Below are 14,591 nucleotides of genomic sequence, written 5' to 3'. Positions count from 1 at the left end.
CCGGAAAGCCATTCAATCTATGCGCGAAGTTTGTGTTAGGTGATCCGTGCAGCCCATTTCCAGCGTTTTGAACGTTCCCGAACCTGAAAGCCCGCCAAGCCAGCCGCTTCGTTTTCCTGTGCTGCGGGATCATGCTGACAATCCGAAAATCGTTGACCTTGCCCGCGAAACACATGCGGAAAGTCGGTTTGGCTATATTCCGTTTAGCGGCGACTGAGCTACTCCCCGAAGTTTGGACAGTGTCGGGCGTAAGTTAAGCTACTCTCTGCTCCTGCTGATCGGGTTTGGTTTTGTTTTTTCTCAGCCAATAGACCACGGCTGGGGGTTTGCCGCCAAGGGCGGAATGGGGGCGCTTGCGGTTGTAGAACTCGATCCACTTACCGACGCCGGCTTTCGCCTCTGATCCGGTTTCCCAGGCGTGCAGATAGACGCACTCGTATTTCATGCTCCGCCAGAGGCGTTCCACGAAGATGTTGTCGAGGAAGCGCCCTTTGCCGTCCATCGATATGCGGACACCTGATCGCCGCAAGCTGTCGGTCCAGGCGCAGGACGTGAACTGGCTGCCCTGGTCGGTGTTCATGATCTCGGGTGGGCCAAACCTGGCGATGGCCTCGTTCAACGCTTCGACGCAGAAGTCCGCCTCCAGTGTGTTCGATATGCGCCAGGCCAACACCTTGCGGGTGTGCCAGTCGATGATCGCCACCAGATACAGGAACCCGCGCCGCATCGGCAGGTAGGTGATGTCTGCTGCCCAGACCTGATTGGGCCGACCCACTCGCAAAGCTCGCAGCAGATAAGGATATGTCTTGTGCCCCTTCGCTGCCTTGCTGGTGTTGGGTTTCTGGTAGATCGGCATCAGGCCCATCAGCCGCATGAGCCGCCGGATGCGCTTCTCGTTCACCAGATGGCCCTCATTGCGCAGGTGCCAGGTCATCTGCCGGACACCAAAGAACGGCGTTTCCAGGAACTGCTCGTCGATCTGACGCATCAGCATCAGATTCAGCGCCGTCTCGCCCTTGGGCTGGTAGTAGAACGACGAGCGCGAGATCGACAGCAGCTTGCACTGCCTGCCGATGGACAGGTCGGGATTGGCAGGCTCAACCATCTTCCGTCTCACTTGCCGATCCACGGCTTGAGCTTTCGTGACAAAAAATCGTTGGCCACGGCCAGCTCCCCGATCTTCGCGTGCAGTTCCTTGACCTGCTCCTCGTCAATCTCAGGGGCTTTCTTGCCGCCGCGCTCAAAGACGCCGGACGCACCTTCCAAGAGCGCCCGCTTCCAACTGTGGATCATCGTCGGGTGGACGCCAAACCGGCTCGCCAACTCAGCGACCGTCTGTTCACCCTTCAGCGCCTCAAGCGCCACCTTCGCCTTGAATTCCGGCGAATGGTTCTTCCGTTTCGACATCTCTGATCTCCTTCTCATCGAAGACCAGCAGACAACAAATCGTAGCTTACGTCAGTGTCCGAATGTCAGGGGGTAGCTCAGACAAAGTGCGCAAGATTGTGGAGCGGGCGATTTCTGATGAGACACGCCATGCGCTGATGTTTCAAAACAGGGTGACGTATTAATTCGTCGGCGGAAGCTTTAGATGGGCGAAAATATTGGGAATGGATAAATATATATGAGCAAAAAATGTCACTTATCGACCGACTGAAATGGGCTCTCAGAGAAAAACCACGTTTGGTAGCTCGGATAACGCTAGTCTATGGAATTTTGGAAATTTTTGCGCTCTACGTTCTGTTTGTGCATCCAGAATGGTGGGTGGAAGGACGACTTTACTCTGTTTGGATAATAAGGTTGCTCCCGCTAATACTCCCGCTCACTTATATCTGGGGTGTTCTTACCCTCGTTGATCAAAAACGAATTGAAGAGAGTTAGTTTATGGCTGAACGAAGAGAACGGTGTCTACAGCAATGCTGCAACAGCGACTTAGGCGATCTCTGTATTTGGCAGAAGCGTTGATGGGGGAAATGTCTCAGGATAATAGAATATGCGGCAAAAAGGTGGACTGTCATGAAAAGTGGAATGTCATTTCTTGATCGAATTCGATGGGCATGGCGAGAGAAGCGAAAGAATGTGCTGAAATGGACATTGTTATGCGCGGTTGTTGAAAGCTATGCTCTTTATCTTTTGATTGAAAATCCGGATTGGTGGGTGGAATCAATAAGATATTCTGTTTGGACGACACGGCTTGTCCCTATTGTCATTCCGGTCGCCTATCTTTGGGGGATCCTAACTTTAGTTGATCAAAAGTGAATTGAAGAGAGCTGATTTATGGCTGAAGAAGAAAACAGTGTCTACAGCAATGCTGTAACAGCGACGTATGCTGTCTGACGTCAGACATGGGGCTGCAATCCTATTGGTAGGAGTATCTGTCGCCGCTGGTGAGCCTGCCGAAGGGGGGATGAGCTGCGTCGTCACCGGTTTTGCGGGATCTGAAGTGAAGTCAATTTGCGTTCAACAACCCGTCGTGGTCTCCACCGCCCAAAAAGACCAACGCGACATCCTTCAGCTAACCTTTGATGACCAACTTGACGTCTTTATACCAACCGTGGGTGGCGGTACTGGCGTGACGCCGCGCGCCCAGAAATTCGATTCCGATAAAAGGCCTGAAGCGCTTCTGAAAAGAGCTGTTGACCTCGTTTCGACCTGTTTGGAGTTTGAGGGATGCCCTGAGAAGGAATTTTGGAATTCTGCTGCAAAAATCTTAGCCAGATGCGCAGAGGATCACGAGTATTATCTGCTTGATAGCCCATTAATGCCCAGCTTAGTGCGACGTTATCATAACGAACAAATGTTAAACCAAGTCTTTGGTGAGATGCTTGAGTGCCGCGGAAATGATGAGCTTCTTTTCATTTCAAGCAACAAATTCTTGACCAGCAACGCAGTAGAACGTGACGGTGTTTATTTTGATACCATTAAAATTTCAGACGGTCGCAGAAAACAGTAGGCAATCAACGCGAGAGTGAAAGCTATGGTAACAGTTACATTCGAGCATGAGACAAACAGAGGCGTCGTTGAACTGGAGGAATACCCAAAAGTTGGTGACAGCCGTCGTCAGGCAATAGTTTGAAGTTGCTTGATCCCGTCTTTGAACTCAACGCCCTGAATGACCTCGGGAAGACGGGTTTGCCCCGCCGCAACCAGACATTGCAATGGGGTACCGCAAGATATTTGCCACATTTCCGCCTCATTTCCGCGTTAACCTTAACCTGTGCAAAAACAGTGATCCGGGGGGAGGAAGAGGCAGCATGACCAAGATCCGTACCCCTGACCCAAAAGGTGCAACTGAGCGCCGGATGCACAAATCCGACCCTACCCCGCCATCGAAACGCGACAAGGCGAAACTCACGCCTCAGGACAAAGAAACAGATGTGGTTTTCACCGACTGGGCCAGTATCTGATCCTTTTTCCCGCCGGAATTTCAGGCTAATCTGCGGGCTATGAGCAACCCTGTTTCCAGCATTCGAAATCTCGGCCCCGCCTCCGATGACGCCTTTGCCGGCGCCGGGATCACCAGCGCGGAGGAGCTGCGCTCTCTTGGGCCGGATGAAGCCTATTTCCGGCTGCTCGACAGCGGGCACACCCCACATTTCATCGGATATTACGCCATGGTGATGGGACTTCAGGGTCGGCCATGGAACGATTGTCAGGGTGCTGAGAAAGCCAAGCTGCGCAAGCGGTTCGACAAGATCAAGGCGCGGGTGGAAAATGGGGCCATCAGCGATCTGGCCCATGACGCGGCTTTTGAACGGATCCTCGACGAGATTGGTGTCCGCGCCCGGCGCTGACACGCGATATGAACTGGGCCACGCACAAAAAAACCCGACCCCTTACCGGGGCCGGGCTGATCACCTGGATCGAACCTGTGGCTTAGCCCACCAGTTCCAGACCCGAGAAGAAGTAAGCGATTTCTTCTGCGGCGGTTTCCGGAGCGTCCGAACCGTGCACCGAGTTCTCGCCAACCGACTGGGCGAACTCTTTGCGGATGGTGCCTTCGTCAGCGTCAGCCGGGTTGGTGGCGCCCATCACGGTGCGGTAGGCTTTGATCGCGTCTTCGCCTTCCAGAACCTGCACAACAACCGGTTCCGAGATCATGAACTCGACCAGTTCACCGAAGAAGGGGCGCTCTTTGTGCACACCATAGAAGGTTTCGGCTTGTTTCTGGGTCATGTGGATACGCTTTTGCGCGATGATGCGCAGACCAGCGGCTTCAATCTTGGCGTTGATGGCGCCGGTCAGGTTGCGTTTGGTGGCATCGGGTTTGATGATCGAGAAGGTGCGTTGAATGGCCATGTCGGTCCTCATTTATCTGCATGTTTCACGGGTGCCGGGATCGGCAATGTCTTTGGTCGCCCCCGTAACATGCCTAAGCCGGTCTGAAAAGAGCCGATTGACGCCTTGCCTGCGGTCAGGCACATGGGAAACATGTTGAAGATTTCTGATATCTCCTATGCGGTCGAAGGTCGCCCGCTGATCGAACATGCCTCGGCCACCATCCCCGACGGCCACAAGGTGGGTCTTGTCGGGCGCAATGGCACCGGGAAAACCACGCTATTTCGGCTGATCCGGGGCGAGCTGACGCTGGAAACCGGTGAAATTTCGGTGCCCAAAGGCGCACGGATTGGCGGCGTTGCCCAAGAGGTTCCGGCCAGCGACACCTCACTTCTGGACACGGTTCTGGCGGCCGACACCGAGCGTGCGACCTTGATGCAGGAGGCCGAGACTGCAACCGATCCCACACGCATTGCCGAGATTCAGACCCGCCTGGCAGATATTGACGCCTGGAGCGCCGAAGCACGCGCCTCTTCCATCCTGAAAGGGCTTGGGTTTGACGACCACCAGCACGCCCTGCCCTGCGCCGATTTCTCCGGCGGCTGGCGGATGCGGGTGGCATTGGCCGCCGTGCTGTTTTCCCAGCCCGATCTGTTGCTGCTCGATGAACCGACCAACTATCTCGATCTTGAAGGCGCGCTGTGGCTGGAGCAATATCTGGCGAAATATCCCCATACGGTGATCATCGTCAGCCATGACCGGGGCCTTCTGAACCGCGCGGTGGGCGGCATCCTGCATCTCGAAGATCGCAAGCTGACCTATTATTCCGGCCCCTATGACACATTCGCGGAAACCCGGGCTGCGCGGATTGCGGCGGCGGAAAGCGAAAACAAGAAGATCGCCGCACGCAAGGCCCATCTGCAATCTTATGTGGACCGCTTCCGCTATAAGGCATCAAAAGCCGTTCAGGCCCAGTCGCGCCTGAAGATGATCGAAAAGCTGAAACCGATCACCACGCCGCAAGAGGCGGCTTTGAAAGCGTTCAGCTTCCCCGAACCTGAAGAGCTCTCTCCTCCGATCATCAACATGGAGGGCGCGGAAACCGGCTATGGGGAGACCACCATTCTGTCACGGATGAGCCTGCGCATTGATCAGGATGACCGGATCGCGCTTCTGGGCAAGAATGGTCAGGGCAAATCCACCCTGTCGAAACTCCTGTCCGACCGGCTGGAACTGAAATCGGGCCGCATGGTGAAATCCGCCAAGCTGCGGATCGGCTATTTTGCCCAGCATCAGATGGACGAACTTTACCCCGATGAAACGCCGATTGAGCACCTGCGCCGCCTGCGCCCGGATGAATTGCCCGGAAAGCATCGCGCGCGTCTGTCGGGATTTGGCCTGGGCGCAGAACAGGCCGAAACCGAGGTGCGGCGCCTGTCGGGGGGACAAAAAGCACGGCTGACCCTGCTTCTGGCCACGCTGGACGCGCCACATCTTCTGATCCTTGACGAGCCCACCAACCACCTTGATATCGAAAGCCGCGAAGCCCTGGTCGAGGCGCTGACCGCCTATTCCGGCGCGGTGGTCCTGGTCAGTCACGACATGCATCTTCTGTCGCTGGTGGCGGATCGTCTGTGGCTTGTGAGCAAAGGGCGCGTCACCCCGTTTGACGGTGATCTGGAGGATTATCGCAAGCTCCTTCTGACCTCGGACACCCCCAAGAAACCCGCCAAACCTGCACCTGAAAAAGCCAAGCGCGCGGATCGGGATACCTTGCTGGCCCTGAGAGCCGAGGCGCGCAAATGCGAGGCACGCGTGGACAAGCTTTTGGAAATGCGAGATAAACTCGATCAGAAACTGGCGGATCCGACCCTCTATGATGGCAGCAAAGCCGATGAAATCGCCCTTTGGCAGAAAAAACACGCCGAGGTGATGAACGGGCTGGACCGCGCAGAGGAGCTGTGGATGGTGGCGCAGGAAAACCTTGAGAAAGCAGAGGCTTGATGGTCGATCTTCAGTATTTCCTACCGGCCTTCGTGACATTATTTGTGGTCATGGACCCCATTGGTCTGACACCGCTGTTCCTTGCGCTGACGCAAGGGATGAACACGCACCAGCGCCGGGTGATTGCGTTGCGGGCGGCGGGGGTGGCTGGTGTATTGCTCACCCTCTTTGCCTTTCTTGGCGACAATGTGCTTGGGTTTTTGGGCATTTCCATGGCCGCTTTTCGTATTTCCGGTGGGATCCTATTGCTGCTGACCGCGCTCGATATGCTGTTTGAGCGGCGCACCAAACGGCGCAAGGACACGTCCGAGAAAACCATTGATGCCGAAGATGACCCGTCGGTCTTTCCCCTTGCCATGCCGTTGATGGCAGGTCCGGGGGCGATCGCCACCATGATCCTGTTATCCGGCGAAGGGGACGGGTATTCCGGTGTGATGCTTGCCCTGGTGGTCATGGCGATGGTGCTGTTGATCACATTGGTCTTTTTCTTTGCCGCCAACCTGCTTGAACGGGTGTTGCGTGAAACCGGGATCACGGTGCTGACGCGCCTGCTTGGCATGCTTCTTGCCGCGTTGGCGGTGCAGTTTGTGCTGGACGGGCTGAAGGATTTTGGCCTGTTTGGCATGGGCTGACTGAGATCAGACAACCGTATGGAAAAGATTGCGTCTTTGGCCTGTGACCGAGACAGCAAAACACGGCACGAGGCGACAATTTTGCCCCGCCCCGATGACAATTCCACGCACCGTTCCTATATTTCGGGGACGGAGGAATGCAATGACCGCTGATGACATTGGACGTCTGGCCTATCTCGCGCTGCTGCTGACAGCGGTGGCCGGGTATTTCATCTCCGAAAACCGGTTCAACCTCGGACAAACCCTGCGCCATGCCCTGATCTGGGTGTTCATCTTCATTGGCGCCATGGCTGGGGTTGGGTTGTGGAATGACATCAGAAATGACATTTCCCCCAAACAAAGCTTTATTGAGACCTCCGGGCAGGTTGTGTTGCCCCGAGCCTTTGATGGACATTTCTACATTCAGCTCAAGATGAACGGGCAACCGATTGATTTCATTGTTGATACGGGCGCGAGCAATGTCGTATTGACCAAAGAGGATGCCGAGCGCGCCGGGGTTGATCCATCCAGCCTGCGCTATTTTGGCCGCGCGCTGACCGCCAATGGAACCACCCGGACGGCCCCGGCCAATATTGCCCGGGTTGAGTTGGAAGGGATCACCGATTACGGGGTTGAGGTCTGGGTCAATGAAGGTGAGATGCCGCAATCTCTTCTTGGAAACAGCTATCTGCAACGCTTTGACAAGATCGAGATCCGCCGCGACCAGCTGGTGCTGACGCGCTGAACCGCTGGCCTTCGGCAAGTGGGCGCATTCGGTCCCGCTTGGCCCCCTTCCATCCAGCTTCACCGTTCCTGTTCACAGGGCCCGGTTCACGGGCCCCGGCCCACCCGTGCCCGCAGCCGAAACGCAACCGGGGTGAAATGGACCGGATGAAAATAACGGGGGGGCCGCCAATCAGGAGCTTGCTTTCAGCTCCCATCGTCCACTGTCCTGGGACCAGTATTTTGCAATGCACCCCGCCGCCACAACCGCTTTCCACTGGGTGCGGGCATGTGCGACCGCGTCCGGGTCATTGCCATCAAACAGGATGGAAACACGCTCCATCCCGGTCATTTCTTCGGGGCTCACCGCGGCCCCGTCCACTGAAATCAGCGTGTTGGCCCCGTTTGGGTTGTCCTGCCCCTCGGTCAGCAGCACCGGCTGGTCTGCATCATGCGTCCCCCCGGCGCGCCCATGAGGCAAGAACCCGTCCTCCGGGGACAGCCAGAGTTTCTCATCCAGCCAGGTCAGCTGTTCCGGGTTGCGCCCCCGCACCAGCACCCGCCAGCCATTTTGCAGCGAACGGGTGAGAAGCACGGGCAGCGTGGCCTCAAGCGGCGTCAGGGTCATGTGGTAGAAAAAGACCTCGCCACCTGTTGGCGCGATGTCTTTTCCCTCCGAATTCTCCGCCGCCTGAGACATGGGATCAGCCTTCGAACAGGTCTGACACCAGACGGTTCAGGGCCAGAACGCCCCAACCGGTGGCACCTTTGGGCGCGTAGGTGGTGTCCCCTGCGGTCTGCGCCGTGCCGGCGATATCGAGGTGAATCCAGGGGGTGCCCTCTTTGACGAAACGTTGCAGGAACTGGGCTGCGGTGATCGACCCTGCGGCGCGGCCTCCGACGTTTTTCATATCCGCCTTGTTCGATTTCAGCAGCTTGTCATAGGCATCCCCCAGCGGCATGCGCCAAGCACCTTCGCCTTCGGATTGCGCCGCCTTCAACATCGCGTTGCAAAGCGGGTCATCGTTTGAGAACACACCGGTATTTTCATGCCCAAGGCCGATGATGATCGCGCCGGTCAGGGTGGCCAGGTCGATCATCCCCATCGGGCTGAACGTTTCCTGCGCATACCACATGATGTCACACAGAACCAAACGCCCTTCGGCATCGGTGTTGATCACTTCGATCGTGTCCCCCTTCATGGATGTCACGATGTCACCGGGGCGTTGGGCACGACCATCAGGCATGTTCTCCACAAGCCCCACAACACCGACAACATTTGCCTTGGCCTTGCGCCCGGCAATTGCTTTCATTGCGCCCGCGACGGTGCCCGCACCGCCCATATCCATGGTCATATCTTCCATGCCAGCCGCAGGTTTCAAGCTGATCCCGCCGGTGTCAAAGACCACGCCTTTGCCGATCAGCGCCAGCGGGGCTGCGTCTTTCTCACCGCCATTCCATTTCATCACCACAACCTTGGACGGGCTTTCCGATCCCTGCCCGACCCCCAGCAGCGCCCGCATACCGAGTTTTTCCAGCTCTGGCTCGTCCAGGACCGAGACCTCAACCCCAAGCTCTTTCAACGCCACCAGACGGTCGGCAAATTCGGTGGTGGTCAGGATGTTTGAGGGTTCGTTGACCAGATCGCGGGTGAAGAACACACCATCAGTCAGGGCGGCTGCCAGCTCTGCCTTGCCGTCAAAGGTTTCCGGCTTAGAGACCATCACGGTCAACGCGCCGCCTTCTTGGGCGTCTTTGGACATGTGGTCCACGAATTCATAGGCGCGAAGGCAGGCCCCAAGCGCAAGTTCGTCAGCAAACCGACGATTGCCAGCGAGCACCAGAACCTCCTTGCCCAGCAGGGATTTACCAATGACCGCACCAGCCTTGCGCATGGCATTGCCCTTGGACCGTTTTGACAGGCGCAGCACCTGAACCGCCTCGGCGGCAAGACCTGTGGGCCAGGCCAGCTCCGCTGCTTCCCCCTCTTTCATCTTTTCAAACCGCTCGCTTGAGGCAAATCGCGCCAGCGCACCGCGCATGAGCTTGTTCACCCGGCGGGCGGCCGGGTCGAGCTTTCCGGGCTCGGAAACGATCACCACGATTCGTCCGCCATGGGTCGCAATGGCATCAAGGTCGGTGGCAATGAAGCGGGGGGTGATCGGGGTGGCCATGGGAACTCCTTCCAAAGGGCAACAAATGAGGCGCAACTGAACCTGCAACCGGTTCGCGCCACCGTGACTATTGATCAAAACCGCCGCGATTCGAAGGGGGCATTCTCCGCTTGCAAATCCTTCCGGTTTTTCATCCGGGGGCGGCATTCTTTTGCCATTCCTACCTGTCAGAGCAAACAAAGGCCAGATAGCAGTTTTCCCGCCCGCACCAATCCGCTAGAACCGCTTGAAGATGTTGTAATCTATCGCATGTGGCAATTGGGAAGAGTTGGGGGAAATTTGGCCAGGCTGGATCGATATATCTTGTCACAGCTCTTGGTGCTGTTCGGGCTGGCCGGTCTGGTCCTGGTTCTGATCTTCTGGATCAACCGGGCGGTGCGCCTGTTCGACTATATCATCTCTTCCGGCGAAACGGCGTTGGTGTTTCTTGAAATCTCGACCATGATTCTGCCCAGCGTGATCGTGTTTGTGCTGCCGATTGCCGCCTTTACGGCCTCGGTTGTGGTGATCAACCGGCTGAATTCCGAAAGCGAACTGGTGGTCGCACAGGCCACCGGGTTCGGCCCGTTCCGACTGGCGCGCCCGGTGCTGATCTTCGGGGTCATGGGGGCTGCGTTCATGCTGGTGCTGACCCATTACCTTTCCCCCAAAAGCCAGCTGAGCTTTGCCCAGAGGCAGGCGGAAATCTCGTCTGATGTGACATCGCGCTTCCTGATCGAAGGCAGTTTCGTGCACCCTACCTCCGGGATCACCCTGTATGTGCGCGAAATTACGGCCGAGGGGGAGCTGTTGGACCTGTTCCTATCCGATGAGCGCGAGAAATCTGAGGGCGGGACCCTGGCCACCTATACCGCCCAGCGGGCGCTTGTCCTGAACACCGCCGAAGGCCCGCGCCTTTTGATGTTTGACGGTTTGGCGCAGATCCTGTCGCCCGATGGCCGACTGACCACCACCGGGTTCGAAGAATTCACCTATGACATTTCTGCGCTGATTTCCGATCCGATTGCTGGCAAACGCAAGATCCGCCAGCTTTACACCCATGAAATGCTGTTTCCCACCGAAGCCCTGATTGCCGAAACCCGCCAAAGCGCAACCGCTCTTCGCGCCGAGGCGCATTTCCGCAATGCTCAGGCGCTTTATGTCATTGTCGCTGCCCTGACTGGCTATTCCATGCTGATTGCAGGCGGCTTCAGCCGGTTTGGCATGTGGCGTCAGGTGGTGATTTCCATCGGCGTGGTGGCCAGTTTCCAAACACTCGACAACACGATGCTTGATATCGCCCGCCGGACCGACGGCGCCCTGCCGCTGATCTATCTGGCGTCCATTGGCGGGCTGCTGTTCAATTTCATGGTATTATGGAGCGCCACGCGCCCCTCATTCCTGGCCATCCGCAAACGCCGGAAAGCGGCCAGGCTTTTGGCCCGGACCACCGCACAGGAGGGGCCCGCATGAGGCTGCACCTCTATTTCGCCCGCCGTTTCCTGTTTTCCTTTGTCACCATGCTGGTGGTGCTGGGGCTGGTGTTTGTGCTGCTGGATATGGTTGAGGGCATGCGCAAATTCGACGCAAGCCAGGTCGGCTTCACCGAGGTTCTGGGGCTGACACTTCTGAACATGCCCATGTGGATGTATCGCATCCTGCCCCTGGTGACTATTCTGGCAACCATCTGGATGTTCCTGAGCCTTGCGCGCAGCTCCGAGCTGGTGGTGACGCGCGCGTCGGGGCGATCGGCCATGATCACCCTGATTTCCCCTGTGGTCACGGTTTTCCTGATCGGGGTTGTGGCGCTGCTGGTTTTCAACCCGATTTCTGCGGCAACCCAAAAGAAATATGAGCGCCTGTCGGCAGAATATTCCGGCGGAAGCCGGTCCATTTCCTCTGTTTCAAAAGGCGGGGTCTGGTTGCGGCAAGGCAACAAGCAAGGGCAGATCGTGATCCGTGCCAGCCAGTCAAACAATGACGGAACCCGCTTGCAGGATGTGACGTTTTATTCGTTTTCTTCCGATGGCGTGCCGACCAAACGCGTGTCCGCCCGACAGGCCACGTTGGAACCGGGCCGCTGGGCGCTGCGCGCGGCCAAGGTCTGGAATTTTGACCTGTCCGACAACCCCGAAGGTGAGGCACTGGTGCTGCCCGCCTATTGGATCGCCACAAACCTGACCGAGGAACAGATTCGCGACAGTTTCGGCAAGCCCTCCAATATCTCAATCTGGGATCTGCCCAGCTTTATCACCCGGTTGAAAGAGGCAGGGTTTTCCCCCCGCCTGCATCAGGTCTGGTTGCAGATCGAGCTTTCCACCCCGCTGTTTCTGGTGGCCATGGTGCTGATCGGCGCCTCGTTCACCATGCGTCACACCCGGTTCGGACGCACCGGCATCATGGTTGTGTCGGCGCTTGTTCTTGGGTTTGGCTTTTATTTCATTCGTAATTTCGCGCAGATCCTGGGCGAGAACGGACAGATCCCGGTGATTTTTGCCGCCTGGACCACCCCTATTTCGGGGATCCTTCTGTCGCTCGGATTTCTGCTGCATCTGGAGGATGGGTAATGTTCACCATATCCGACCTGTGGTCTGGCCGTATCAGCAAGCTGGCCCTGATTGCCGGTCTGGCCACGGCCATTGGCCTTGCAACCCCTCCGACAACCTTTGCGCAGCCCCGCCCCGTCGCGGACAGCTCTGCCCCTGCCCTGTTGGTGGCAGACCGTATCACGGTTCAGGGCAATAGCGGGCTTTTGGCCGAAGGCAATGTGATGGTCCACTTCGCGGGCACCACGCTGACCGCGGCCAGCATTTCCTTTGACAAGACCACCGACCGGCTGACCATCAGCGGCCCGATCGTGTTGCAAAACGGTGAAGACCAGCTGATCCTGGCCAGTGCGGCCGAGCTATCCTCCGATCTACGCAACGGGATATTGCGATCTGCACGCCTGGTTCTGAACCAGCAGCTGCAAATTGCCGCCGTCGAAATCAACCGCGTGCAGGGCCGCTATACCCAGCTGAACAAGATCGTGGCCTCCTCTTGTCAGGTCTGCGCCAAATCGCCGGTGCCGCTGTGGCAGATCCGGGCCGAAAAGGTCGTGCATGACGAACAGGAGCGCCAGCTTTACTTCCACAATGCCCAGCTGCGTGTTGCGGATGTTCCGATCCTGTTCCTGCCACGCCTGCGCCTTCCCGATCCGACCCTCAAGCGCGCAACCGGCTTTCTGGCCCCAAAACTGCGCACGCGAAGCAGTTTCGGCACCGGGGTCAGGCTGCCTTATTTCATTCGGCTGGGCGATCATGCGGACCTGACGCTGGCCCCGTTCATCGCCACCAGATCCAGAACTCTGGAATGGCGCTATCGCCAGGCGTTTCACAACGGCAACCTGTCTTTCAACGGTGCGGTCAGCAATGACGACATTCGGAGAGAGCAGACCCGGTTCTATGTGTTCGGAGAGGGATCGTTTGACCTTCCGCAGGATTTCAAACTTGATTTCACCCTTCAGGAGGTCTCGGACCCCGGCTATCTGAACGACTACGACTACTCCAGTGCCGACCGGCTGCGCAACGCGCTTGAAGTGTCGCGTGGGCGTCGGGATGAGTTCATCTTTGCCGGCATCACCCGACATGAAAGCCTGCGCGCCTCGGAACGGGCCATTTCAGATCAACTCCCCTTCGCCCAGCTGGAGTTTCTGTATCAACGCCGCTTTGATCCGGTTCTTCTTGGGGGCGTCGCCGAATATAAGCTCTCCGCGCGGTCCTATTTCCGGGAAAGCACCCTGGACGGCCCAAAGGGGCGCGATGTGACCCATGTCGGAGCGTCCTTTCACTGGAAACGCGACTGGATGCTCAGGGGCGGGATGATCACGTCCCTGGAAACCGGGATTGACTGGGGAAATTACTGGATCAACCAAGACAGCAGCTTTGATCCCAACCAAAGTTTTGCCACCCCCTCCGTCGCCGCCACGCTGCGCTGGCCTTTGTCGCGGGTCTCCGCCAATGGAAGCGTCGATGTGATCGAACCGGTGCTGCAGCTGGTCTGGAGTGATCGGATCGGCGCCACCTTGCCCAATGAAGACAGCACCTATGTCGAATTTGACGAAAACAACCTGTTCGACATGTCCCGGTATCCTGGGTTTGACCGGCGAGAAGAGGGCACACGGGCCAATATTGGCGTGAAATGGAGCCGCTTTTCCCCAACCGGCTGGGCCTCGACAATCGGCATCGGGCGTGTTTTCCGGTTTGACGGGAATAATTCGTTCTCCAACGCCTCCGGCCTGTCCGGCGACAGTTCGGACTGGTTGATCGCAGCGCAGCTGCAATTCGGGGCAAACCTTGCCCTACAGGGCCGTGCGCTGATCAATGACCAGTTCGAAGTTGCCAAGACCGAAAGCCGCTTTGCCTATATCCAGGAAGACTGGAACCTGAGTGCAGCCCATCTCTGGGTTGTCGCGGATCCCGATGAAAACCGTGACGCCTCGATCCACGAGCTGCGCCTGACAGGCGGGTATCAACTGACCGATGGCTGGCGCATCAGCGCGGAAGGCGATGTTGACCTTTCGGCCAATCAGGTCACCAAGGGCCAGCTTGGGCTGCAATATCGCAATGAATGCCTGCAGGTCGATCTGGCCGTCTCGCGCCGGTTCACCGCCTCACAAACCATTACACCCACCACGGAACTTGGCCTTCAGGTCGAGCTGTTGGGGTTTGGTGGGGCCCCGAAGGGAGCCGCGCGCAGATGCCTGCAGTGACCCTGCCCCCTCAAGCGGCGACAATCATCCGCCTCTCCCTGTCAGGGGGCAGATCGGGCTGGCATCCTGAGG

At 57.5% G+C, this 14,591-nt stretch carries 14 protein-coding genes; 10 read left to right on the top strand and 4 right to left on the bottom strand.

Annotated elements, in window-relative coordinates; translation table 11 throughout:
- Positions 1-253 precede the first annotated feature (253 nt).
- Positions 254-1,407, bottom strand: a protein-coding gene (locus XMD517_RS02470) for an IS3 family transposase (protein WP_371732405.1) whose coding sequence is annotated in 2 segments (ribosomal slippage) — positions 254-1,140 and positions 1,140-1,407 — 1,155 coding nt in all. Because the reading frame shifts where the segments join, the coding sequence is not laid out codon by codon here.
- Positions 1,408-2,016: 609 nt separating this feature from the next.
- Between XMD517_RS02470 and XMD517_RS02465 the strand changes: the two genes are divergently transcribed.
- The 4 genes from XMD517_RS02465 (at position 2,017) to XMD517_RS02450 (ending at position 3,794) form a co-directional block, all read left to right on the top strand.
- The gene (locus tag XMD517_RS02465) at positions 2,017-2,259 is read left to right on the top strand and encodes a hypothetical protein (protein WP_173487179.1); all 243 of its coding nucleotides are present in this window, start codon (positions 2,017-2,019) and stop codon (positions 2,257-2,259) included.
- Between the two features lie 67 nt (positions 2,260-2,326).
- Entirely contained in the window at positions 2,327-2,953 is a 627-nt protein-coding gene (locus XMD517_RS02460; RefSeq protein ID WP_173487180.1) for a hypothetical protein, read from the top strand.
- A gap of 301 nt (positions 2,954-3,254) precedes the next feature.
- Complete coding sequence (locus XMD517_RS02455; protein ID WP_173487181.1) at positions 3,255-3,407, top strand: hypothetical protein; 153 nt, start codon at positions 3,255-3,257, stop codon at positions 3,405-3,407.
- Positions 3,408-3,446: 39 nt separating this feature from the next.
- The gene (locus XMD517_RS02450) at positions 3,447-3,794 is read left to right on the top strand and encodes a TfoX/Sxy family DNA transformation protein (protein ID WP_173487182.1); all 348 of its coding nucleotides are present in this window, start codon (positions 3,447-3,449) and stop codon (positions 3,792-3,794) included.
- 82 nt (positions 3,795-3,876) lie between these two features.
- Here the strand turns inward: XMD517_RS02450 and ndk are convergent, their stop codons facing one another.
- On the bottom strand, positions 3,877-4,299 hold the full coding sequence (gene ndk, locus XMD517_RS02445; protein WP_055192699.1) for a nucleoside-diphosphate kinase: 423 nt from the start codon (positions 4,297-4,299) through the stop codon (positions 3,877-3,879).
- Positions 4,300-4,431: 132 nt separating this feature from the next.
- Between ndk and XMD517_RS02440 the strand changes: the two genes are divergently transcribed.
- The 3 genes from XMD517_RS02440 (at position 4,432) to XMD517_RS02430 (ending at position 7,638) form a co-directional block, all read left to right on the top strand.
- Positions 4,432-6,282, top strand: coding sequence for an ABC-F family ATP-binding cassette domain-containing protein (locus XMD517_RS02440; protein WP_173487183.1), 1,851 nt, complete (start codon positions 4,432-4,434; stop codon positions 6,280-6,282).
- A complete protein-coding gene (locus XMD517_RS02435) occupies positions 6,282-6,914 on the top strand; it encodes a MarC family protein (RefSeq protein ID WP_173487184.1) in 633 nt (210 codons plus the stop codon). Before XMD517_RS02440 ends, XMD517_RS02435 begins: the two co-directional genes overlap by 1 nt.
- Positions 6,915-7,056: 142 nt before the next feature.
- On the top strand, positions 7,057-7,638 hold the full coding sequence (locus XMD517_RS02430; protein WP_173487185.1) for a TIGR02281 family clan AA aspartic protease: 582 nt from the start codon (positions 7,057-7,059) through the stop codon (positions 7,636-7,638).
- A gap of 171 nt (positions 7,639-7,809) precedes the next feature.
- Here XMD517_RS02430 and XMD517_RS02425 read toward each other — a convergent pair whose 3' ends face one another.
- Entirely contained in the window at positions 7,810-8,316 is a 507-nt protein-coding gene (locus XMD517_RS02425; protein WP_173487186.1) for a DNA polymerase III subunit chi, read from the bottom strand.
- A 4-nt stretch (positions 8,317-8,320) separates the two neighbouring features.
- On the bottom strand, positions 8,321-9,790 hold the full coding sequence (locus tag XMD517_RS02420) for a leucyl aminopeptidase (protein ID WP_173487187.1): 1,470 nt from the start codon (positions 9,788-9,790) through the stop codon (positions 8,321-8,323).
- 303 nt (positions 9,791-10,093) lie between these two features.
- Here XMD517_RS02420 and XMD517_RS02415 point away from each other — a divergent pair, with 303 nt between their 5' ends.
- Genes XMD517_RS02415 through XMD517_RS02405 form a run of 3 tightly spaced genes read left to right on the top strand, consistent with a single transcriptional unit; the run spans position 10,094 to position 14,519 of the window.
- A complete protein-coding gene (locus XMD517_RS02415) occupies positions 10,094-11,242 on the top strand; it encodes an LptF/LptG family permease (protein WP_173487188.1) in 1,149 nt (382 codons plus the stop codon).
- The gene (lptG, locus tag XMD517_RS02410; RefSeq protein ID WP_173487189.1) at positions 11,239-12,336 is read left to right on the top strand and encodes an LPS export ABC transporter permease LptG; all 1,098 of its coding nucleotides are present in this window, start codon (positions 11,239-11,241) and stop codon (positions 12,334-12,336) included. The genes XMD517_RS02415 and lptG overlap by 4 nt, the downstream gene beginning before the upstream one ends.
- Positions 12,336-14,519 carry an LPS-assembly protein LptD gene (locus XMD517_RS02405; RefSeq protein WP_173488062.1) on the top strand — a complete coding sequence of 728 codons (2,184 nt, stop codon included), beginning with the start codon at positions 12,336-12,338 and terminating at the stop codon, positions 14,517-14,519. Before lptG ends, XMD517_RS02405 begins: the two co-directional genes overlap by 1 nt.
- Positions 14,520-14,591: the final 72 nt, after the last annotated feature.

The sequence above is a fragment of the Aliiroseovarius sp. xm-d-517 genome (assembly GCF_013283135.1).
GTDB classification, from domain to species: domain Bacteria; phylum Pseudomonadota; class Alphaproteobacteria; order Rhodobacterales; family Rhodobacteraceae; genus Aliiroseovarius; species Aliiroseovarius crassostreae.
The sequence above is the reverse complement of the archived record's forward strand: the minus strand, read 5'-3'. Positions and strand labels throughout refer to the sequence as shown.